The 22,690-nt window shown below is 47.3% G+C and carries 21 protein-coding genes; 13 read left to right on the top strand and 8 right to left on the bottom strand.

Features of this window, described 5'->3' with window-relative positions; all coding sequences use genetic code 11:
- Positions 1 to 48: 48 nt before the first annotated feature.
- Positions 49 to 363 (bottom strand): hypothetical protein, encoded by a 315-nt coding sequence (locus LX98_RS19960; RefSeq protein WP_496430504.1) that lies wholly within the window; start codon positions 361 to 363, stop codon positions 49 to 51.
- Positions 364 to 692: 329 nt separating this feature from the next.
- Here LX98_RS19960 and tatA point away from each other — a divergent pair, with 329 nt between their 5' ends.
- From tatA to LX98_RS19915, 9 genes are all read left to right on the top strand, one after another.
- Positions 693 to 1,481 (top strand): twin-arginine translocase TatA/TatE family subunit, encoded by a 789-nt coding sequence (gene tatA, locus LX98_RS19955; RefSeq protein ID WP_496430503.1) that lies wholly within the window; start codon positions 693 to 695, stop codon positions 1,479 to 1,481.
- A 7-nt stretch (positions 1,482 to 1,488) separates the two neighbouring features.
- Positions 1,489 to 2,262: a HEAT repeat domain-containing protein gene (locus LX98_RS19950; protein ID WP_496430502.1), complete on the top strand. Its 774-nt coding sequence runs from the start codon at positions 1,489 to 1,491 to the stop codon at positions 2,260 to 2,262.
- Positions 2,263 to 2,417: 155 nt separating this feature from the next.
- Positions 2,418 to 2,663: a hypothetical protein gene (locus tag LX98_RS19945; protein ID WP_496430501.1), complete on the top strand. Its 246-nt coding sequence runs from the start codon at positions 2,418 to 2,420 to the stop codon at positions 2,661 to 2,663.
- Positions 2,664 to 2,837: 174 nt separating this feature from the next.
- Positions 2,838 to 3,206 (top strand): response regulator, encoded by a 369-nt coding sequence (locus LX98_RS19940; protein ID WP_312645270.1) that lies wholly within the window; start codon positions 2,838 to 2,840, stop codon positions 3,204 to 3,206.
- A 275-nt stretch (positions 3,207 to 3,481) separates the two neighbouring features.
- Positions 3,482 to 3,736 carry a hypothetical protein gene (locus LX98_RS19935; RefSeq protein WP_496430500.1) on the top strand — a complete coding sequence of 85 codons (255 nt, stop codon included), beginning with the start codon at positions 3,482 to 3,484 and terminating at the stop codon, positions 3,734 to 3,736.
- A 662-nt stretch (positions 3,737 to 4,398) separates the two neighbouring features.
- The gene (locus tag LX98_RS19930) at positions 4,399 to 4,653 is read left to right on the top strand and encodes a hypothetical protein (RefSeq protein WP_496430499.1); all 255 of its coding nucleotides are present in this window, start codon (positions 4,399 to 4,401) and stop codon (positions 4,651 to 4,653) included.
- A 325-nt stretch (positions 4,654 to 4,978) separates the two neighbouring features.
- Entirely contained in the window at positions 4,979 to 6,073 is a 1,095-nt protein-coding gene (locus LX98_RS19925) for a methyltransferase domain-containing protein (RefSeq protein WP_496430498.1), read from the top strand.
- A 165-nt stretch (positions 6,074 to 6,238) separates the two neighbouring features.
- Positions 6,239 to 6,751 (top strand): DUF3015 family protein, encoded by a 513-nt coding sequence (locus tag LX98_RS19920; protein WP_496430497.1) that lies wholly within the window; start codon positions 6,239 to 6,241, stop codon positions 6,749 to 6,751.
- Between the two features lie 64 nt (positions 6,752 to 6,815).
- Positions 6,816 to 8,723 (top strand): lipoprotein N-acyltransferase Lnb domain-containing protein, encoded by a 1,908-nt coding sequence (locus LX98_RS19915; protein WP_496430496.1) that lies wholly within the window; start codon positions 6,816 to 6,818, stop codon positions 8,721 to 8,723.
- Positions 8,724 to 8,791: 68 nt separating this feature from the next.
- Here LX98_RS19915 and LX98_RS19910 read toward each other — a convergent pair whose 3' ends face one another.
- Positions 8,792 to 9,391, bottom strand: coding sequence for an outer membrane beta-barrel protein (locus tag LX98_RS19910; RefSeq protein WP_496430495.1), 600 nt, complete (start codon positions 9,389 to 9,391; stop codon positions 8,792 to 8,794).
- Between the two features lie 797 nt (positions 9,392 to 10,188).
- On the bottom strand, positions 10,189 to 10,506 hold the full coding sequence (locus tag LX98_RS19905; protein ID WP_496430494.1) for a TRL domain-containing protein: 318 nt from the start codon (positions 10,504 to 10,506) through the stop codon (positions 10,189 to 10,191).
- Between the two features lie 391 nt (positions 10,507 to 10,897).
- Between LX98_RS19905 and LX98_RS19900 the strand changes: the two genes are divergently transcribed.
- From LX98_RS19900 to LX98_RS19890, 3 genes are all read left to right on the top strand, one after another.
- Entirely contained in the window at positions 10,898 to 11,749 is an 852-nt protein-coding gene (locus tag LX98_RS19900; protein ID WP_496430493.1) for an MBL fold metallo-hydrolase, read from the top strand.
- Between the two features lie 50 nt (positions 11,750 to 11,799).
- Positions 11,800 to 12,930 carry a site-2 protease family protein gene (locus LX98_RS19895; protein WP_496430492.1) on the top strand — a complete coding sequence of 377 codons (1,131 nt, stop codon included), beginning with the start codon at positions 11,800 to 11,802 and terminating at the stop codon, positions 12,928 to 12,930.
- A gap of 114 nt (positions 12,931 to 13,044) precedes the next feature.
- A complete protein-coding gene (locus LX98_RS19890) occupies positions 13,045 to 14,448 on the top strand; it encodes a M20/M25/M40 family metallo-hydrolase (RefSeq protein ID WP_496430491.1) in 1,404 nt (467 codons plus the stop codon).
- On the opposite strand, the gene LX98_RS19885 is transcribed toward LX98_RS19890, so the two are convergent.
- The 5 genes from LX98_RS19885 to LX98_RS19865 form a co-directional block, all read right to left on the bottom strand.
- Positions 14,445 to 14,903 carry a c-type cytochrome gene (locus LX98_RS19885; RefSeq protein ID WP_496430490.1) on the bottom strand — a complete coding sequence of 153 codons (459 nt, stop codon included), beginning with the start codon at positions 14,901 to 14,903 and terminating at the stop codon, positions 14,445 to 14,447. The two genes, LX98_RS19890 and LX98_RS19885, sit on opposite strands and share 4 nt — an antisense overlap.
- 44 nt (positions 14,904 to 14,947) lie before the next feature.
- Positions 14,948 to 16,366, bottom strand: coding sequence for a ribosome biogenesis GTPase Der (der, locus tag LX98_RS19880; protein WP_496430489.1), 1,419 nt, complete (start codon positions 16,364 to 16,366; stop codon positions 14,948 to 14,950).
- Between the two features lie 409 nt (positions 16,367 to 16,775).
- A complete protein-coding gene (locus LX98_RS19875) occupies positions 16,776 to 17,303 on the bottom strand; it encodes a hypothetical protein (RefSeq protein WP_496430488.1) in 528 nt (175 codons plus the stop codon).
- The gene (locus LX98_RS19870) at positions 17,303 to 18,685 is read right to left on the bottom strand and encodes a radical SAM protein (protein ID WP_496430487.1); all 1,383 of its coding nucleotides are present in this window, start codon (positions 18,683 to 18,685) and stop codon (positions 17,303 to 17,305) included. Before LX98_RS19870 ends, LX98_RS19875 begins: the two co-directional genes overlap by 1 nt.
- On the bottom strand, positions 18,678 to 20,777 hold the full coding sequence (locus LX98_RS19865; protein ID WP_496430486.1) for a universal stress protein: 2,100 nt from the start codon (positions 20,775 to 20,777) through the stop codon (positions 18,678 to 18,680). The genes LX98_RS19870 and LX98_RS19865 overlap by 8 nt, the downstream gene beginning before the upstream one ends.
- Positions 20,778 to 21,510: 733 nt before the next feature.
- On the opposite strand from LX98_RS19865, the gene metK reads away from it, so the two are divergent.
- Positions 21,511 to 22,662 carry a methionine adenosyltransferase gene (metK, locus tag LX98_RS19860; protein ID WP_312645306.1) on the top strand — a complete coding sequence of 384 codons (1,152 nt, stop codon included), beginning with the start codon at positions 21,511 to 21,513 and terminating at the stop codon, positions 22,660 to 22,662.
- The last annotated feature ends 28 nt before the right edge of the window (positions 22,663 to 22,690 follow it).

Below are 22,690 nucleotides of genomic sequence, written 5' to 3'. Positions count from 1 at the left end.
CTTCTCTTTTTAAATCCGAAACATGGAATTATAGCAAATTTGGTAACTTCATTGTGACGGGGGTCTCTCTTCGGTTTCAACCAGATCCAATTCGATAAAAATCTGCTTCTTGATTTCCTCGGCCTCACGCTCAACGACCTCATCAGTCTCAGCTATGAGAGCGTCCCCTGAAACTTGGATATTTTCCTGCTTGATTCCCTGCTGAATAAAGGCATGAAGCTTGTGAAAGCACAGCAACTGCACCAATAAATCATGACTTTTTTCTCGATAGCTTCCCTGCTTTTCAAGTGGAACGCCCCTCAGAACAACTTCCAACCATGACGAATGCTGAAGGATTCCTTCGAGCCTGTCTACTTGGTTCATTTTCATCACCACCTCGACTTGGACCCCACCTTTCCAGCTGCGTTTTTTGACATTAAACACACAGTGTACAGAATCTGAGGCACCTTCAACGGCTTCAGGGCCGTAAAACAGCGTTATGCGAAAAAGGGGAATTTGGGGCGGTGAGAGTAATGACATCCGTGATCTACTCGTTTCTTTCTAAGGCACAACAAAAAATGAAAAATACGCAAAAACTTGGCTTGGGCATAGTGTTCCAAGCCTACCGCATTTGGGTTGACACTCGTCAATCTTGAAAGATAGAGTCTTTTAAGTCTCAGATTTTCACAGTGCTTAATGGAGAGGTTTTAGCTATGTTCGGAACCATGGGGTTCTCTGAACTCATGATCATTCTGGTGATCATCCTGATTATTTTCGGGGCAGGTCGGCTCCCGCAAATCGGAGAGGGTGTGGGAAAAGCCTTAAAAGGCTTTAAAAAAGAAGTCGCCGATATACCCTCACCTGTGGACCCAAATGAGCCACTACCCAATACACCGCCAGAACAAGGGCAGGTGCAATCCCAATCAACTACCCCTGTGGGCACTCCGACAAATCAGCCATTTCAGCCTGGTCCTGAACAAACCCCGGGAACCACTGCAGCATTACTTTATAAGGGGGCGGGGCCTGAGGTGGTCCAACCTTCCTCTAAATCTGCCGGGGCTTCCAGTCCTCCTCAAACCACGACAACGCCTTCTTCCCCCCCACCGATGTCGATGGAGGATCGGCAAGCGCAACCAGCCCCCATGGCTTCCAGGCAATATCCCGCTCTCCCGGCTGGTGCACAAGCAAAGCCCGTGCTGAAGCGACCTGCAGCTGTTGTGAATAAACAAGCTGTGGCCCGTGTCCAGGCTCAACAAGCTGCAATGAAAGCCCAGACTTCCCAGCAATCCGGATTAGCTCCCCGAGATATGCAATCATTGGGAGAAGGTCTTGGAAGTGCCGTACGTACCTTCCGGGATGCCGCGGCAGATATTAAAAATTCGATCGATCCTCAAATGCGCACCATTCAAGCTGAACTGGAGTCGGCCGAAAAAGAGATGCAAGACTCCATTGAAGTAGCCAAAGAGCCCCTAACTCCCAAAGAACCCTCTGGATCTGCATAAGTCTTTCTTGCTCACGTTCTCTACCAATTCTGCTACCGTTATTGGAGCAATTTGTCTCTTTGGACTCGTTGGTTGTGTCATTGAATCCCCACCTGAATCAGCTGAATCCGTCACCGCACGACTTATTCCACTTCTGACGGATACTCAGACTGATACTAGACGGACCGCAGCCTTATCACTAGGGAAAATTGGTGACCCTCAGGGCATTCCAGCCCTTGTTCTCGCGTTGTCGGATCCAGATGATCAGGTTAGACAATCAAGTGCTTGGGCCTTGGGAACGATGGCCGATTCACTATCAGACCAGGCTCTAGTTGCATTGGTTCAGCGCCTTACGGACCCTTCCGATTCAGTTAAACAGGCTGTGGTATTGGCCTTGGGTCGGACAGCTGTGCAGAAGGAATTAATACGAGTATTGACCGAAGCCTACGCTATTTCCACCATTGACACTCAAAGAACCATTATCCAATCTCTTGCTCACTTTGATTTTCCATTTTCCTATTCCGTGTACCTTCAAGCTCTGGAAAGTCCGGATTCTCTCACTCGACAATCTGCAATTGCAGGGCTCGGTGAATTAGGCGACCCCCGGGGACTCCCGTTGTTACGTACCCATCTTCTCCAGGATCCAAGCGTGGGTGTCCGATCGGAAGCCGCTTATCGTTTGGGAAAATTGGGAACCAGCGCGGATGTGCTGGCACTGAAGCAAGCCATGGAAACAGACCCGACTCCCAATGTGCATTTTTGGGCCTCCTGGGCCCTTAACCAAATTGGTCAGAATACCTAATCTCCACGAAAGTTCTTCGGCGTCATTTTCACTTTCCTCGCTGCTTTCCGTCCAACTACCACCCTAGATCAAAATTTTTCCATGTACCATGCGTTTGATTGAATACTCGAGACAAAATCATTACAATTCGCCTTCTTTTTCTCCATGAGGAAAAAATGAAGAAAATAAAAATCGATGTGATCGTAGGCCTTCTGGCAATTCTGACAAATCTGAGTTGCGCTTCCGCACCGGTGAAATGGTTTAAGCCCGGTACCTCGCAGGCAACCTTTTCCAAGGATAAAGCTGATTGCGAAGAAGCCTTGTTTTCAACAGGAACCACTCAAAGGACCAAAGAAGTTTATTCCCTAGAAGGGTGTATGGAGACAAAGGGATATACAGCCGTCCCGCTTTCTTCTCAATAACGAATAATCCAAAATTTGATTTTATAAAAATCCTGGGGAGGATATATTCTGGAGCTTTCGTTGGAAAGAGAACGGCTAGTCTCTTAGGGGGGTGGACAAGGTGTCGTTCTGATCATTTAAAATGAGGGGAAATCGTTCATGTGTTAGGAATCGATTGAACAAGCGAACGAGAACATGAAAAAAGTTCTTTTAGTAGATGATGATCTCAATGCTCGTGAGGCCCTACGCTTAGTCCTGGAATCTCAGAAATTAGAATGTATTGAGGTAGGAAATGGATCAGAAGCCATCGCTTGGCTATCCAACAACCGGGCAGACCTGATTATCTCCGACAATCAAATGCCGGTTCTGGCAGGCCTGGATTTTATTGATCAAATCAAATTGCAAGCGAACGATCCCATCCAAATCCCCGTCATCTTACTTAGTGGGCATCTCGACGACCAGGATAAACAGCGTGCGCGTCAGGCAGGAGTTTTTGCTATCCTGGATAAACCCTGCAACTTTAGCCAATTCCTTTCCATGGTTCAGCTTGCATTGGACCAATAAGCCTGTTCTTAGACCTCCTGGTCCTCTCCTTCAACAGCGTTCCTCTCAAATCCTCCTATAAAAACTCTTCCGTATCCCTAACTTTTCCTACTATGTGCTCATCTGCTAATCCATTAGCGGTATTTCTTCATTAACCTTTTTCTCGATATGTCTTCACTAAAGTGATGGATCTACTACCACTCTACAAAAATCCTTTTGCCATATTGGGAAGTGTTCGGCCGAAGAAATCGAAAAAATTCTCGTTAAACTTTCTCTTTAAGAAAAGGAGTTCTCTCATGCTGAAAATATTCGGAGGAATGATTATTGGTTCCCTCATGACCATGGTACTATTTGGAGGCGTATCTGCTGCAGACAAAATTCTGGCGAATGCGCAAACCTTATATTTTGACCAGATCCAGCGACCAGACACCACCACCACACTTCTACTACTGGTCTTTTTAAGTATCTTCCTTGCTTCTCTGACTCTATGGCCCGCCAAGCCTGCTTTGGACACAAAGAAGATTACCAAACAATTGCGCCGGCACTGTTAATCAGAATTCTTCAATCCCAGGACAACAAAGCAGTCGAGAGAGGAACTGCTGGCAGGGGAACATAATGCGGACTGGGACAGTCAAGTCGACTACCAGACATTCATGCCGACAAAACCATTATTTTGTGAGCCAACGAATCTGTATTGAAATTCATATATTTCTCAATAGGTATTTCATTTGTTTTCCCAATGAAACCTAAAAGGGTGGCTGAATGGCCTCGACCCGTTCATGCTTCAAAATCCTGACCATGTATGGATTGCACGACTACCGTTTCAAGGGTAATACATCCAAGACATTTTTCTGATTTTATCGTTTCTGAGCCTCCTCCAGATAGAATCTTTCAGAAGAGATACTCCCATGATTTGTCCATTCCGGTTGGCCAAAAAAAGCGTTAATTTATATCCAAGAAGTCTGAAGCTGATGAATTCAGGATTTTCCAAAAAATATCCTCTTCACCCTCACCCTTATACTTCTCCATTAGGCCTTCAGAGACATTCTGACGGACTAAGACAACCAATCATAAGAAACTTCCTCTATTTAAAAGATAGATATCGTGGAACCTCAGAGTCGCGACAGTGGATTCGGAAATCACGAGCAGTCGCACCTAGCATCAACCGGAGTCCTAACCAAATGGGGCGATTTTTTTCTTTCCACGAAGTTTGATGGAAAACTCTCTGCTGTTGGAGGTGAAGTCAGTATTGACAATTTCTTCTCCTGTCCCAGGTAATCCACAAGCCACCTTACAAAAAGCCCGGGCGGTGGCCTTGTCAGCCAATGCCTTTGGAGCAGCAGCCCGCCAGGAACTGCAACGGAAGACCAACGAAGAGAGCTCTCCCTCTGAAAAACCAAATAATGTTTTTCCCTCTCAAATTGATCTATTCGTTTATAAGTACATTAGTTTAATCACTCGATCTTAAAGCTGGGCATACCTTTCCACTTCCAAGAATCTCTTGCCCATTGTCTTCTCCACATTGAATAAACTTCTTCGCTTTCTTATAAACATTTTTCACAAGCCTATCCTGAAAATTGTGATCCCAATATGCTCAGGGTACCAATACCAACGAAGTTGGCAACGGACTTGCTCAATCGTATGGTTCAAGACAAAGCATTGAGGACTTAATCTTAACAAGGCAGAGCCAAATAGGGATATAAAATGATAACCAAGCACACGCAAATATATGGAAACAACATCAAACATTGGCCCACGGTTAATATCTCGAACGGATGGAGATCCGGAAACGTATGAACATTGTGGAAAAAATGAAACATGACTGGGACGAACGGGCCCAACACCATGCCAGATTTTGGATTGCCACCGAGGATTACCACACAGAAGAAAAATTCGCTCAATCGGGAAAAGGCACTGCGCAGGCTCTGTTGGCAACCATTCCTGTTCCTCCCTTACCGTCGTGGAAAGTCCTGGACATCGGATGCGGCATTGGCAGAGTCCTTAAAGCCCTCGCCTCCCATTTTGATTATTTAGTCGGAGTCGATGTCTCCTCCGCAATGATTGCCCAGAGCAAACAATGGTTAGCCGACGATCACCATGTTCACACCTATGAAACCTCTGGGGTGGATCTTCGAGAATTTCCTCACTCCTCCTTTGATCTGGTCTATTCCTATGTCACATTTCAGCATATGCCCCGTACTGTGTTTGAATGTTACCTGGGAGAAATCCACCGCGTCTTGACACCTCATGGCTATCTGGTCTTTCAACTGCCCATAGGCCATTATCTTGATGTTCCTCTCGAGGACACCATTGGGATCCGGTCGTATTCCCATCAGGAAATCGAAGAAAGCCTTCGGCGGAACGGCTTAGGCTTCATTCAACACCCATCATCCAATCCCGAATTTACAGAGATGTCTGATCCGCATAGTCACCGTTTCCGGTTGGCACAAAAGGTCGGTTCGATAGGCCCCGCTGTCTCAATGGACTGGGACGAATTGGAACAACCGCACCTTGTCTCTGAATTGGATAACCATCTTTATGGCATTTATGCCGACCATTGCGCATATGCAGGCAACTATCAGGAGGGAATTCAGACGATGCAAACCCTGATCAATAAGAATCCCGCAACTCTGGAAGGAAGATTACGGTTGGCAGCATTATTGATCGAGACCGGACAACTCCCACAAGCTTTGGTTACCATGAAAGAAATCATCACCATCCATCCTGGATACGAAGAAGGCCATCGAACGCTCAGGCAACTCCTTGAGAAATGGCCGAATCTACATCTTTCTCAGATTCCTTCTCTATCCACAACCAGCAAGTACTCTCCTGCCCACGTATCACGAAATACTCCTGCGTTGGCAAATAGGGAATATTCGGCCTCATAAAGCCTGAATAAAATACACTATCCACCGTGCCTCCGGTCAGCCACCATAGGTGGTCAACATGCATGTGTAAATTTTGACTTTCTAATAGCCTTTCTTTTGTTATAATCATGTTCACGGGTCGTAAATCTAATCCTTTATCTTTCACTACCAAACTAGGAGGAAAGCATGGCAAAAAAACCATGGGCATTGGTGTCAACATTTTTTCTGGTCATGGGAATGTCAGGCATGGCGTTAGGAAATCCGCCAAACAATGGTCCAGGTTGCGGATTAGGGAAACTCGCGTGGGAAGATTCCAGCCAAAAGGAAAGCATTGGTGGCCAGGTCCTGATGGCCACCACCAATGGTACCGGCTTTCAAACTTTTGCAATCAGTTCAGGCACTTCCGGCTGCACCAATGATGGGAAAATTTTTGCATCCGAAAAAGTCAATGTGTTTACAGCTCTGAATTTCGACAACCTATCCCAAGAAATGGCGCAAGGCCAAGGTGAACATTTGACATCCCTAGCCACATTGATGGGGATACCTCAAGAACAGCACCCAGAGTTTTTTTCAATGACGCAAGAGAAATATTCGACTCTGGTGCAAGACGGAGAAAGTTCACCCAAAGCCGTTGTGAAAGCTATAAATAACGCGATGCAGGGCCACATTATTTTAGCCCAATCCACAAACAACAAGTAAGTTCCGAAAGGCTCCGGCTCTTAGAGGCGGAGCCTTTTCGTCTCTCACTTTTCTCTCCCCGCATGTGGTAATACGCCTTCTTATTGGCCTTTGGCTATTTTCTTTCTATTTTTTTGTCGCCCCCATTCAAGGGGCAACCCCACTATATCTTCAAAAATTGAATGAGCAAGCTACAAGGGACAAGCTCCATGAGCAACGCTACTGGCACCTTTTACTTCATTACCAGCCAAGCCTCTTTGGTGGTCACACCAGCGAAGTGGACGATCCAGGGTTCTTCCTAGCAGAAAATGGAAAAGAAGATCCTGAGGCTGAATTACGGGCAACACTTTCCTTCTTTTTTTCTGATGAATTGGTCGGTCGGTCACAACAACCTGCCCAGTGCGCCTTTGTCGCCCGCTATCATTGGCTGAAAGAGAAATTAAAATTTGAAGAGACCAAACTCCCTTCTCACGCGTGTGAACGGTTTCATCATTGGTATGATGAATTTGATGCCGAATTTATTTCCATGATTTTTCCCTCAGCTTTTATGGGGAACCCAGCTTCCATGTTTGGGCACACTTTCCTCCGAGTTGATCCAAAAAGCCAAACAGAACAAACACGGATTCTCGCCTATACGATCAACTATGCGGCAAAGGTGCCGCCCAATCCTGGAATTGAATACGCTTATAAAGGAATATTTGGAGGATACAAAGGTTTTTTTTCGACTATTCCCTATTATATGAAAGTCAAAGAATACGGAGACATTGAGAATCGAGACATCTGGGAATATCGCTTGAATTTTTCTCCCGATCAGATTCATCGGCTGTTGATGCATGTGTGGGAATTAGGGAATGCCTATTTTTACTATTACTTCTTTAAAGAAAATTGTGCATACCACATTCTCTCACTCTTGGAAGTGGCCGATCCCAATCTCCATCTGACCGACCATTTTCACTTTGCGACGATTCCTGCCGATACCATTCGCCTTCTTGCTCGACAGAAAGGATTGGTTCAGAACATTTCTTATCGTCCCGCCCGTAGTACTCTCCTCAAGCGCAAGAGAGAAGCATTAACAAAAGAAGAAGCCTCCCTGGCCCGAAAACTCGTTCAGGATCCTCAGATGATAAGCCAAATCGAATTTCTTCAATTACCACAAATCCGGAAAACATTCCTTCTGGATTTTGCTTCAGACGTCTTGCGCTATAAAGGGGTAACCGATCAAGACAACGTTGCAAACTATAAGACCAAAAATCGATCTATCCTCGTGGCACGCAGTCACATTCCCATCCCATCCGTCCCCTTTCCGGTGGAACCATTTTCCCTTTCTCCCGAACACGGACACCAAACGATCAGAGTCGGAGGTGGAGTCGGATGGAGAAACCATAAAATATTCGAAGAAATCAACTTCCGAGGCGCCTATCACGATCTCCTGGACCCTGACCCAGGATACACCCAGGATGCCCAAATAGAATTACTTGACTTGCGGCTGAGGCATTATCAGCCCCAAAACCAATTTCGAGTGGAACGATTCACCTTTGCCAATATTCTCTCTTTGGCTCCCATTGATTCGTTGTTTACTTCACCATCATGGAAAATCAATATTGGAATGAACACCGTCAAGACATCGACTTGCGACCTCTGTTCCAATGGGAATGCCAATGCAGGAATAGGTGGAGCCCTGGAAACTCATTTATTTCAACGGGAAGTCTTTTTTCTTTTTGGGGAGATGGATGCCAACATCAGTGGCGGGTACAAAGAAAATCACCGGGTGGGGGGAGGAGTATCCGGCGGCGTGATGGCCACCATCACTCCGAACTGGAAATGGCTCATGTCAGCAGGATATTTGTATTACCCCCTTGGAGATCGATCGCATGACCTCCCTATTTCTGTTGGACAACGATGGACATTTGCCAAAAACTTTGCGGTACGCGCCACCTTCACCCACCATGAACATGACAATGAAGTCCTTGCTGTTTTTCACGGGTATTTCTAACTCTCCAAGAGACCAGGGAAGCCCAACCCTTACTTCTCAAACACATAACAAAAACATAAAGCCCAAGACTAAAACAAAAAACCAATGCCCCCCAAAAAATATTCACTCCTGAAATTTAAGGAAAGGTCCTTCCAATGGTAATTCGCAGAGAAGTACTTGTATTCCCCAAATACAAACCACCTTTTAGTAATAACTAGTTGCATGCCTCCCAAAAACTGATATCCAGGAGCCGTTCCTGTTTCAAGACTTTTATCGTTTCTGCCAGGAATATCGGCATTTCTCAATAGTCCATTTGAAAGCCCGCCTCCTATGCCCGCATACGGTCTGAACATAGCCCCTGGATACCGCGCAATAAGATTGACCATCGATTGGTAGGTGATAAGGCTGCTCTCACCTTTTGTCGTCCCCAAACTATTGACTATGGGAAAATGGATTGAATTAGTATTTCCAAACGATTCCAATTCAAGGCCAAGATAGCCACCGGCAAAATGAGGGAATAACCCTACCTTAAATCCCAAACCAGGACCTCCATTCACCTTCTCGCCTGAAACCACTCGCCCTTTAAACGAAACTCCCTTATTGAAGGGTTGTGAGCCCACACCATAGCCTGCCAGATAAATCTCAATGTCATCCAAAGCCTCTAAACGACAGGGGAATGAAATGGCCATAACCCAGGTAAGGAGCACCACGAATTTTATGGAAAAATACAATTCCCTCTCCAAGGAAGTCCTAAATCAGAAAACATTTAGAGCGCCGGAAATGTTATTCCAGGTGCTCTTGCCTACAATGTCAAGACAATTTTCTGGTCAATGAAACTGGCCACTTGCATTCTTAGTCTATTTGGCCATCAAACTCGTCGGACAAAATGTACAACCCCCAATCGCCTTGTTGGATGAAGATGTGGTTGGGACCATGGCGGAGGCAACGTTCAGCATTGGCAAAGACTACGACCTGGAGTCTAAATGCCCGGGGGGGTGATCGGGGGTGTAAATCCTTAATGCGTTCGGCCAATCCGAAAGTTTTGCCTTGGCTAATGGTGGGCATCTTCAAGAGTATCGGGAAACAAGCTGTGTTTCGTGGGAAAATGGCTTTCAAAAAGATTGAGGACGGGATTCCTATGGCTATTAGGTGTAGTCAGTGGGGAAGAGAATTCGCAGGTTGTCCACCAGATCTCCAAAAGCACGGCAGACCGAAAGAGAAACTTCGTCAGTTAGATCTTTTCTAATATCCCGTGTTTTGGCCACCGGAATCTTAATTTAAAAAAGTCCTTTCCCCTGTACTGGAAATAGCCTTTCTGACCATGGAGACCTGTATTTCATAATTCAAGAGACAGGCCTCAGCGGTTACAATTACAATCACAATTCGAGGGCCAAGGGTTTGGAATACTTTTTCACGAAAAAAAAAGGGGGATCGTCCTAAAGTATCCTTAGGACAATCCCCCCAAAGAAATAAACTTACTAACCGATTACGAACCATGCACGATAGTACACCACTCACCCCAGATTCCAAGAATATTTTTTGCGGAATGATCAACGTAGGTAATCTGAGTTATTCCACCATTCGCCATGGCCTTTTCCTGGCTAGCATCACCTGTCGCAACCATTGCAAGAATTGATGTTGCACAGGCTGTTCCAGTTTTAGTCCCAGCAGGACCATCAGTAACTTGGTTGCCGAATTTGGCTTCAGTATACGCCCATCCTGCAACGGGTGAGGCTACACCCATACATCCGGTCAAATTGAGTAAACAAAATCCTAAGAAACCAGCCATTAGCAAATTTTTCATTTCCTGCCTCCCATTAAAGTTATTGGATTGTAAACTAAATCCCAGATAATTGTTTTTATTTAAGTAGCGTATTCCCATATTAAAGTCAAGGAAGAATTCATACCCACTTAAGATGCATTTACACATGGATATTTGGAAATCATCTTGACTCGTGGAGGTGTTGCCACACAAAAACTCTCCATCTTGGAGAAGTGCCTAATATGGAGCGCTATTTCATTCTTCGTCGCAAAATACCCCCTTTTCACAAGACCAGATCGAATTATTCATATGCCAGAAATCGGAAATAGGCAGATACCCCTTTCCTCAGCCCCCACCTTTTTGCTTAGATGAAGCAGGTGGACAAGACATTCCTTTTCCACCACTATGGCCAATTCTAATTATGAGTGTGCAAATGACCTTAGAGGACGAATTTTGCGATATCATTAAAAAAGCGCGCTTTGGACAAGGGCTGGGAATTGAGTCCCTGGCGGAATTGGCGAAAATGGAGCAGGTCGAGGTGGAGCACCTTGAGAAAGGCCATCGAATTCCGACCAAAGGCGAAATTCAAGGAATTAGCCAGGCCTTACACCTGCGTGTTGGCCCCCTGGTAAGCCTGACTCTGGACGGATGGTTACCTCAGCCTCAGCCGGAATGGACGACGGCACACGATCTTGTGGAGACCATTAAAGGCGATATTGGCGGGTATGAGGTCAAAGGTTATCTGTTAACTGATCCAGCCACCAAACAGGCCCTCATGATTGATACAGGGTACAATGCCAAGCAGATGCTTGCGAGCATCTCCCGGCGTGATTTGACCTTGATCGGGGTTTGCCTTACCCATGGGCACACGGACCATGCGGGAGGGCTGGAAGAGATTCTGTCTCGATGGCCAGTGCCGGTCTATCTGGGTAATGGAGATTTCGATCTGCTCCCATGGAGACCACCTGACGCCTCCATAAAAATACCAGCCGACCATCAGGTAATTGCCCTGGGAGAGTTGACGGTTGAATGTTTGGCTACCCCAGGCCATACCCCTGGAGGATATTGCTACCTCTTATCGCTCAAAGGCCAAACCCTGTGTTTTGTAGGGGATACGCTCTTTTCCGGTTCGGTGGGGCGTTCCAACCCTTTTTCACTGTATCCACAGCATTTGCAATCCGTTCGCCATACCCTGTTACACTTACCAAAAGACACCGCCTTGTTTCCTGGCCATGGTCCCTCCACAACAGTGACTGAGGAACAAGCGCACAATCCATTTGCCTGATATTGCATGTCAGACCATTTACTGGCTTGGCATTTAATAAGGACCTGTTAATGGATCACGAATCGCCTGAACCTTCCACTCCTTCAGAGAATAAACCCACTCCCCCACCTTCTCTGTTGAATCCAATTGCCCCCACCGATCCACTGCCCCGGACCAACCCACCTTCTCCTCCGCCCCTAATCAGGGCTATCTCCACAAACGACATACGTCAAGACCACACAACCCAAACATCCTCCCGCGGAATGGATCATTGGCGATCACTTGAACCTGAACTACTTGAAACTGGAGATGAGGTGGACGAATTCCCTCCTCCAACTCCCAGCGCCTTTTCTCGATGGGGGCTTCCTATTTTGCTCTTCGGGCTCACTGTATTTACCACACTCTGGGCAGGAGCATTTCAAGTGAATACGAAACCCGTCAATGGGGCCTGGGATTTTTTAATGCGCTATCCTAGCTCTTTAGTCAATGGAATTCCCTTTGCCGCAACTCTTTTAGGTATCCTCGTCACCCATGAATTCGGGCATTACCTCCTCTCTCGCATTCATCGTGTGCCTGCGTCCTTACCGCTGTTCATCCCTGGTCCTCCACACTTCATCGGTACTTTTGGGGCCGTGATTCGCATGCGATCGGCCATTATGAATCGGCGGGCGCTTTTTGATATTGGCGTTGCGGGTCCCATTGCCGGTTTTATCGCAGCAGTCGTGGCTATTATAATCGGACTCTCCCTTTCCCATATCGTCCCACGATCACAGACGTACGGCTTACAATTGGGCGAACCACTCCTCCTGCAATGGTTTGGCTGGCTCATGTTTGGGCCGATTCCACCTACGCACGATATTGTACTCCATCCCATTGCCTTCGCCGCATGGTTCGGATTTTTCGTCACCGCAATTAATTTACTGCCTTTGGGTCAATTGGACGGAGGCCATGTGGCATTTGCGGTGTTAGGCCGTCGGCAACGCTCACTGGCCTTGGGAACGATTCCCATCCTTATTTATTTGGGACTCACGGGTTGGCCTGGATGGATTCTCTGGGTTGGGCTGGCTAGCCTTGTCGGGATTGGCCACCCCCCGGTCATTGACCCTGACATCGTTTTGGGCAAACACCGCCGATGGGTGGCTTGGGCGGCCTTGGCTATTTTCATTGTGACTTTCGCCCCCGTGCCGTTTTCTGTTGGCTGACAGACATGTTAGCCTTGGCTATGCCCTGGTTGATCACTGAACATCATCCGTATGCTCCACCATCTTTTCCGTGCTGGAATTCCCATCCCGACCACGAAAAGGAATCGTGATCTCATGAGTGACTATCAATCCCAATTACGCACCTACATTCAAGATCACCGCGCCAGCTTTGAAGACCTCCTGGGTCAAATGGTTGAAGTGCCATCCGTGAGTTCAGACCCTGAACATGCCTCTGATATGCACAGGATGGCGCAGTTGGCCCTTCAGTATCTGGAACAATTTGGAGCCAAGGCCTCTATTGTGAACACCAGTGGTTTCCCCAGCGTGTCCGGAGAATGGATGGCCGGGCGCCAATACCCCAGCCTGACCATTTACAATCATTTAGACGTCCAGCCTGCTCAGGAACCCGAATGGCGGCAGCCTCCCTTTGCCTTTCATAAAGATGGTGATCGGTACTGTGGACGTGGAGCGACGGACGATAAAGGCCCGGCGTTAGCCGCCCTCTTTGCTGCAAAATTTGCAAGAGAAGCCGGCATCCCCCTGAACATTCGTGTCCTCTGGGAATTGGAAGAAGAAATTGCCAGCCCGAATTTTTCAGAGGTCCTTCAGAACCGTAAAGCGGTCCCTGCGTCCGATTCGGTTCTGGTGTCTGATACGATTTGGGTAGCCAAGGATCGGCCGGCTCTCTCCTGTGGGCTTCGCGGTTTGTTAGTCGCCAAGTTGCTGCTTCGCACAGGGGAAACCGATATTCATTCCGGTCTCACGGGCGGCGGGGCCCGCAACCCCTTGGCCGAATTATGTGAAGCCGCCTATTCCTGCTTAGACGCGAAAACCGGGCGCGTGAAAATACCAGGATTCTACGATGATGTCGTCCCGCCCACCCGAACCGAACTCAAAAACTTTCTGGCATCAGGATTTCAGGTCCGGCTTTTTAAAGAAGCCTATCAACTGCGATCGCTGCGAACATCCGATCCTCAGGATTTACTCAAACGAATCTGGGCCTCTCCCACATTTGAAGTTCATGGGTTAGCCGGTGGCCATATGGGCCCAGGCGTCAAAACCGTTGTGCCGGCCTGGGGTGAACTCAAAGTGAGTATGCGATTAGTTCCCAACCAACATCCTGCAAAAATTTTCCGACTCTTGAAAAAACACCTCCGTACTCGCAATCCTGATATTGAGGTGATTAATGATGGAGAACTGGAACCCTATCGTGGAATTTCCGATGGCCCGTATGCGGAGGCATTACAGGAAGCAGTAGCCCAGGCCTTTGGACGCCGCCCGGTGTTTGTACGGGAAGGTGGATCCATCGGGGCTATTGCGGTGTTACAACGTGCCTGGAAGGTCCCGATTCTGTTTATGGGACTCAGTCTGCCTGAACATGGGTATCATGCACCGAATGAATATTTCGATTGGAGACAAGCTTCAGGGGGGATACAAGCCTTCGTCCATTACTTCGATCACTTGAGTCGGATGCGATTAGAAAAACCCAAAACCCGATCCAAGCCAATTACAGGCTAAGGTCCAGAAGAAGGAACCTGAGCTGAAGGTAGGTCTTGAAAATGCACGAGGGTTCGGATAAAGGCGAGAATATCGCGCCGCTCATCGGCCGACAATTGATGACTCCAGCCACTCATGGCTGTCCGGGGAACTCCCTCAGCAATAATCTCGAGGAGCTCTGCATCAGTTTTGGCTGAGGTGGCTGCTGAAACTAAATTTCCTGGGCGAGGGGCCAACAAGACGGCCCGTGGCCCATCCCCCCGTCCTTCCGCCCCATGACATTCCAGACAATGAATACGATAGAGCTCTCGCCCCTGCTCCCCTCCTGATTGCGCACCAAAAGTCTCTAACGCATAGGACAAGCCTATGCCTGAGATGAGCAGGCCGTTCAGTAGAACCAGGACACCCATCCATACCAGTCGATTCATGCCTTTAATTGTACTGCGTGAATGGCGTATCTCCAAGAAATCGCCCATCAAGCAATATTTTAGATGGGGATCCGTGGCAGTTGCAAAACTCTTTACTGACTGCGCAACAATATCCGGAGCGGAATTCCCTCAAAACCATATTCCGTCCTGATGGAGTTTTCCAGATAACGGAGGTAGGAGGCTGGGACTTTTGGTGCAGATTTGACAAATAGCGCAAAGGTAGGCGGTTTGGTCGCCACCTGAGTAATAAATACGGATTTTTTCGGATTGCCTCTGACCAACGTCATGGGATTTTTTTCCAGGAGTTCCTGAACATATAGATTCAGCTTACGGGTTTGAATGCGTTTGGAAAAATCGGCCACAATCTGATCAATTTTAGGAAAAAGCCGCGTGAGCGTTTCCGGTTGAATTGCGGCACCAAAGACGACCGGCACATAGGTAAAAAAGGGAAATCGCCGAGCTAATTCAAGATTGTAGGTAGGGTATGCCTCACGATCCCCTTCCCGCATGTCCCATTTATTCACAAGAATGATACAACCTCGCCCTTGTTTACTGATTAAGCCAGCAATTTTCGTATCTTGTTCTGTGACTCCTTCCACCCCATCCAAAACCAGCACGGCAACATCAGATCGTCCCAACGCTCGAATGGCTCGCACGACACTATAGCCTTCAATCCCACGCTCAATTCGCCCCCTTCGCCGGAGACCTGCCGTATCTGTAAAGATATACTGTCGTCCATGAAGACTGACCATTGAATCAATCGGATCTCGTGTCGTTCCTGGAATATCACTAACAATGAGACGTCGTTCACCGAGAATGGCATTGACCAAGGTCGATTTCCCCACATTGGGTCGGCCCACTACCGCGATTCTTGGTGTCTCTTGTTGGACCTCATTCTCCGTAGCATGAGGAAGATAGGGCAAAAGGGCTTCAAGTAGTTCATCCACCCCTAATCCTCCCTCAGCCGAAATAGGAAAAATCGTCTGTATCCCTAATTTGTAGAAATCGGCCAAGAGCGGTTCAGCCTGAGGAGTATCAATTTTGTTGATCGCCAGAAAAACCGGCTTTTTCACCGGTCGCAACAGTTTAACAAGATCGGCATCCAACGGAGACAACCCCACCCGGCCATCCATGACAGCAATGATGATATCCGCTTCTTCAATAGCCGCTTGGGTTTGAAATTTAATCTGCTCCACAATGACATCGTTGGTGGTCAGATCCAGTCCACCGGTGTCGACCAACGTGAATATCCGATTCTGATAATCGCACTCTGCGGTGTTTCTATCCCGAGTGACTCCGGAAACATCATCGACAATTGCCGTACGGTGGCCGACAATCCTATTGAACAGCGTGGATTTTCCTACATTTGGTCGTCCCACAAGGGCCACCAATGGTTTATAGGGGTTGGGGTCTAGAGAAACTTCGACAGGCAAGTCCGACGGACCGGGTGCCGATTCAAGAGATGGTTTGATGCGGGAGCGAGGGGTGCGAGAACGGGTAAATCGAGTCATTGGACAGCAAATTATCGGCTAAGGGTGATCAAGCTGGTAGGAAAATTCGTTTTGGGACGTCAGGTCGTCTACCAGATCAACAAGACAATTAATCGAAAGAGCCCGTCAAGTGATAGCCTGGATAAAGCCCCCCAGTCAACTATCGGCGGATAAACCTTTATGAAGACACCGAATTGAGCTTAGCCACAAGGAAAATTATCGAGAAGAATCTTTCCTGGAGTTCGATTGGTTTATGAGAAATGAATCCATGCGAATCATTTAGCAATCGGGTAACAACTATGACGGGTATGCGAAAATGTTAGATATTTTTTGTAATCCACCAGCCATCCACAACGGTGAATTCAATTTTTGAAAGGACTCAGAGATTGAGGCAGAGGAAAAGGCTGGGACAGTCGATTAAAACAGTGAGTTACACATGGAGATGTTTCATCGCTGCTGCACAAAGAATGATAAATACTCCCATCCACAATGCTACACGCTGAAATGGAACCGGCTCTATGGCCATCTCTTCCAATTCCTCGCTTGTCTCACCGCCTGTAGGTTCATTTTTAAATATTATGGTGTACAGAAAAATGGTCAGAATTCCTAGCACCAACGCCAATTTGATGAAAAAAACCGTGAGGTATTTTGCATGATAGGCGACGTTTTCCCCAGACTGCATGACCATCCCCTCACTCACATAATGGAGATTGACTCCTCCAGTGAAAAGGATGACCACCAAAAGAATCCCGACCACCCGTTTATATTGCCGATAGAAGGTTTCAGATATTGGTCGGATAAATTGTTTCGGGACAGCAGTTTTGAGACTGGGCGTCACAGCCATCACAAGAAAAGCCAGACCTCCAATCCACACCACGGCAGACATAAGATGCAACCAATGCACCAGAATGGGAATTATCTGATTAAGGTCGGTGAGAACTCCGAGGAGGGATTCCATCAGAACTTAAACACAGGTTTTTCATTCCCGAACCGACGCTTCCGAAGTTCTTCCATTAATTCAATCGTCACAGTTGGAAGGCCTTGTTCGGCGGCATGACGCTCGACGCCTTTTTTAACCATCGCCCGTAAAAAGTAGGGGATGCGACTGAGCCGTTCTTCCGCGGCAGCTTCCCATTCCACAGACGAAACTTCCGGCACATTGAAAGCCACTTTTATTTTCTCTCCTCCTTTGGGAGTGTATAGACACCATTCGTCCTCATCCATCGCATCACCGTGGTCCACGTAGGGACGAGCACGACACCCTCCGCAAATTTCACTGTATTCGCAATCTCCACATTTGCCCTTAAGGTGTGGATAACGAAATGAATTGAAAACTTCCGAATTTTCCCATAAATCGACAAAGCTGGTCTGGCGAATGTTTCCTGCGGACAAGGGCATATATGGGCAAGGGGTGAGGTCACCGTTGGGCGTCACCCGCGCATAGTTAGTCCCTGCCAGACATCCTCCTCCCATGTATCCTTGTGCTTTGGTGATGGGAGAATTTGGGTCCTTTTCATAGGCCAGGCGTTTAAAATGTGGTGCACAACGTGCCCGAACCAACATGTCCTGGTATTTATCTTGGCTCTCCACCAAATTGCTCAAGACCTCTTCATATTGTGAAGGAGTGATGTCAGTGAGCTCTTCACCTCGTCCTGTGCACACCATGAAAAAGACATTTAAGACTTTGGCCCCCAAATCGTGTGACCAATCGATGACGGCTGGCAATTCTTTGTAGTTCATGGGCTGTGCACTGAAATGTACTTGGAATTGAAGGCCATTTCGTTTGCAGGCTTCAATACCAGCCATAGCCCCTTCCCACGCACCAGGTAAACCTCTAAACGCATTGTGTGTTGCTGCATCCAGGGAATCAATACTAATTCCTACACCCATCACACCAATGTCTACCATGGCTTTCGCCATCTTGTCGTCAATTAGCATTCCATTCGTGCCGAATACGACCATAAATCGCTGCTCGACTGCGTGACGAGCGATTTCCAGAATATCTGGACGGACCAATGGCTCTCCTCCGGTAATCACAAGAAGGCTACCGGCATTGACCTGGGCAATCTGATCAATAAGACGGAAACATTCTTCTGTCGTCAATTCATCATGCCCACCACCCATTTTTGTCGTGGCATCCAGGTAACAATGTTCGCACTTGAGATTGCATCGCTTGGTTAAATTGAGAGCCACCAGGTAGGGCTTAAAATCATCCACAGTTCGGCCGTCTCCAGGCCCTCCTGAATCTGGACGAAAATTTTCAAACTTTGTTACTGCGCTGGACCCTAACGAGCTCAGCGTATTGAGGAATGAACTAATGACAGGGAGTGACTTACCCATTGTGGCCGGCTCCAGATTGAGCCTCAGAGGGAGCCCCCGCGCCGGTTAACTTGGCCACGATGTCCTTGACATTTCCAGTTTTCATGGCTTCTTCCATGGTCGTTTTAGCTTGTTCAATGCCCTGGTTCGCCACATCCAGAGTTATAGTGGTGGTCCCAATTTTTTCAGCATGCTTAATGATTAACGCTTTAGTACAATCCCGCATAAATCCAGCAGGAGCTCTTTCTAATCGTTGGAGGGCATCCGGCTCCCACAAATACGGGTCGGCTCCATTAGTGTCGCCAGTAGTTTCCTTATTAGATTCAGGGACCATAGTTGCTGTCTCCCCAGCCGTTTTATTGGCGAAAATTGGTGTGTAGTCTTCGCTTGCCGCTTCCTGAATCATCGCGCCTGAATATTCCAATGTAATCGTGGTCATTCCAAGTTTCCTGGCAGTTTTTTCGATTTTCGCTTTTGCACGTCGGCGTTGGAACCCAGCGGGAACGGCTCGAATTGCTTCACGAGCATCTTTCGTCCACTGCATAGGGATATCGTCATATGCCACTTGTGTTTCCAAGCCACCTTCAGCTTTAGCCGCCGCATCAAAAATAGATTTATCGACTTGTTTAAATTGCGCTCCATCCAAACCACAAACAGGGCACATCACCGGATGGTCGCCTTTCCCAATATACCCACAGCCACCACAGACGTAATAGTCTCTCGACATTCGAGCCAGATACGATTTATTTCCTGCGCTCATTGGCTCAGAAGCCTCCGCCGGTATTTCCTCCACCACCTGGGACATCATACCGCTCAATGTTGAACCCATTAGGTCCTGCGCCACTTCATTGCCTGCCTGCATAGTATTCCGATCGACTCCGGCCGCATCGAGAGTACCACCTAGCGTTTTCATAGCGTCCATCGCACCCTTGGGTAAAATATCCCCAACCGCATCATCAATGACTGAATTACTGATGATGGTATGACCCTTTTCGATGGCATATCGATGTATCGCAGTCTTGGCCACCCCCCGCGCAAAGACCGGTATCTTCTCCATCCGTCTTAAGGCTTCTTCTGTCCAGGCAATAGTGTATTCGGCCTGTGTGTCTATCGGAGGAACAAACTTTTTATTGGATATTAATATATTACAAGGAGCCGAACGCAAAAGATTTTCGGCATTGCTGCCAATATCCATATCATCATCGCTATGCACCCCAATCCGTCCAACGATAAGCAGCCATGGCTGCTCTTTTCGAACGTACTGAATGATTTTCTCAAACGCTTTGCCGTCCAGTAGAGTGGTCTTAATATCTTCGCCCTCATCCTGTGCGACATCGCGCGAGACATCAAGATGAGACTGGTAAATCTTCGCGAGTCCGCTGTCGATGACTTCCTCGTGGAGCTTTTCCTGCTCCTTAAATCGAAACACCTTCCCGGCCTCCTCATTCAAGACACCGGAAATACTGTGAAACGCCGCATAATGAAAATAGGGATCGAATGCTGAAATCGCTTCTACCGGCTTATTGAGAGCCTTTCCCAGGGCAAGGGCGGTCTTCAGACCGCCAAAGGAATAATGGCTCCCATCTACAGCTACTACTATTTTCCCACCGTTTATGGGTTTGGTATCTTTTACAATGAACATGTCTGAATTACGAATCCGCCGGATCACTCGTTCTGTGTTGCTCCCGATCACGGAGTCCTTCACCGCACCAACTCCCAAGGCTCCCATAATGGTCAAGTCATACCCATTTTTTGTGATATCTTCCGCGATGGCTTTCCAGTTTCGCCCCTCAAGTGAGCGTCGCTCCAGAGGAATGTTCGCTTCGGCACATTTCTGGTCGACAAAATCCAAATACGAATCTGTAATTATTTGCAAGCCTCTGGTGATAAGGGAATCATGGATTTGGCGCTGGCGATCTAACTCTTTTTCGTCGTGATATTCCTCAGGAAGACCCGCCTCCATTTGTTTAAACCGCTTATCATGCATCTTGGCCGCATATACATGGCTTCCCACAATTTTCGATCCGAAAATTTTCGCGAACTGCACTCCCAGTTCCACAGCCATATTCGAATGGTCTGAATTATCAACCGGGACATATATTGTTTTGTACATCAACAAGCCTCCTTACAGATTTCCGCCATAGAAAAAGCGGCACCAGGCCCTCGTCTCAATCGCCGGGAAATTTTTATAAACAGATGTTTTTTCACATGAAATAAGAGCGGATCTTACCACTGGCAATTCTAGGTACGCAACCCAACACCCATTTCCACCTTAACATGAGTGAGATATAAAAAATCCTATATTTATCAAATGCATTGAATGACTCATGTTAGGTTTCCCCACTCTACTACAAATTCATGGCTAGCACGTCAAAACACTCACCATTTAAGGTACGGAGCCCTTAGGTTACGCATGGAGAAGTAGCTGGCGCTTACCAAGCTTTCTTAAACGAACCAATTAATATTCTGCATTTTTAGGAAGCGACGAAGAACTTAATCATCCGGAAAACGAGCTTCGAATGCCAAAGATGGCAATTATTTACGTCCTGACTTCCAGGCAAATCAATCGACGAAATGAGGAACGCCATTCATTAGTCCGTCTCACTTTTTTAATTTTCCTGTATGAGAACCTTGCGTTATAGGAGTTTTATGTTTTACTGATCTTTAGCCGAAAACAAAGAGCGAAACCAGGAAAGCCTCAATTTTCCGGTTAAAGTCACACCAAAAATTGCGGATAGAGGTTTAATTGCGCTAGATTAAGTGTTTTGTGCTTTGCTTTATTCACCAACTGAGACCATGCCGTTCTGGGCATGTGGGCTCAAGCAATTGGTTAGGGGGAACTCTTGATGAGACAAACCAATTTTCTCTTTACTTCGGAATCGGTTACGGAAGGGCATCCGGATAAGATTGCCGATCAGATTTCCGACGGTATACTTGACGCAATCATTGCAAAAGACAAGAACTGCAGGGTGGCCTGTGAAACCATTCTAACTACAGGCATCGCCTTTGTGGCCGGAGAAATTTCCACCAGGGCGTATGTAGAAATTCCTGAGATTATTCGTGAGACGATTCGTGAGGTGGGGTATACCGATGCGACATGGGGATTTGATTACAGTACCTGCTCGGTATTGACCGCCATTCATAACCAATCGGGCGACATTGCCATGGGTGTGGATTCAGGTGGCGCTGGCGATCAAGGGTTAATGTTCGGGTATGCCTCGAATGAAACCCCTGAACTCATGCCAATGCCCATAATCCTGGCGCATCGTTTAACCAGAAAACTGGCAGAAGTTCGAAAAAAGAATATTCTCCCCTGGGTTCGGCCTGACGGAAAGTCACAGGTGACGGTCGAATATAAAAACGGGAAACCCATTCGCATTGACACCATCGTCCTTTCCACCCAACACAGCGATGCCGTCACCTCAAAGAAAATCGAAAAAGATGTGATGGAAAAAGTAATTATTCCCGTCATGCCTAAAAAATTTTTCAATCAAAAAAATATTAAATTTCACATTAATCCCACTGGACGATTTGTTACCGGTGGCCCCATGGGAGACACCGGACTAACTGGACGAAAAATCATCGTAGACACTTACGGCGGGGTTGGCAGTCACGGAGGAGGAGCTTTTTCCGGAAAAGACCCCAGCAAGGTAGACCGATCAGCCTCATACATGGCCCGATATATTGCTAAAAATGTCGTTGCCGCCCAATTGGCAGAAAAATGTGAAGTGCAATTGGCTTATGCCATCGGGGTTGCAGAACCAGTTTCTGTTTTGGTTGATACAAAGGGTACAGAAAAAGCGTCCGTTGAGCAGATCGAAAAGCTCATCATCAAACACTTTCCGTTGACTCCAAGAGGCATCATCGAGCACCTCAAGTTGCGCCGCCCGATTTACAAAAGAACTGCAGCATACGGACATTTTGGGCGAAACGAACCAGGGTTCACCTGGGAAAAAACCGACATAGCGAATGCACTCAGAAAAGGGGCAGGCCTTTAATTTTCAAGCGCCTCAGCCTTTTGAGTAA

Source organism: Nitrospira marina (genome assembly GCF_059568365.1).
This window is presented reverse-complemented; position numbering and strand designations above follow the sequence as displayed.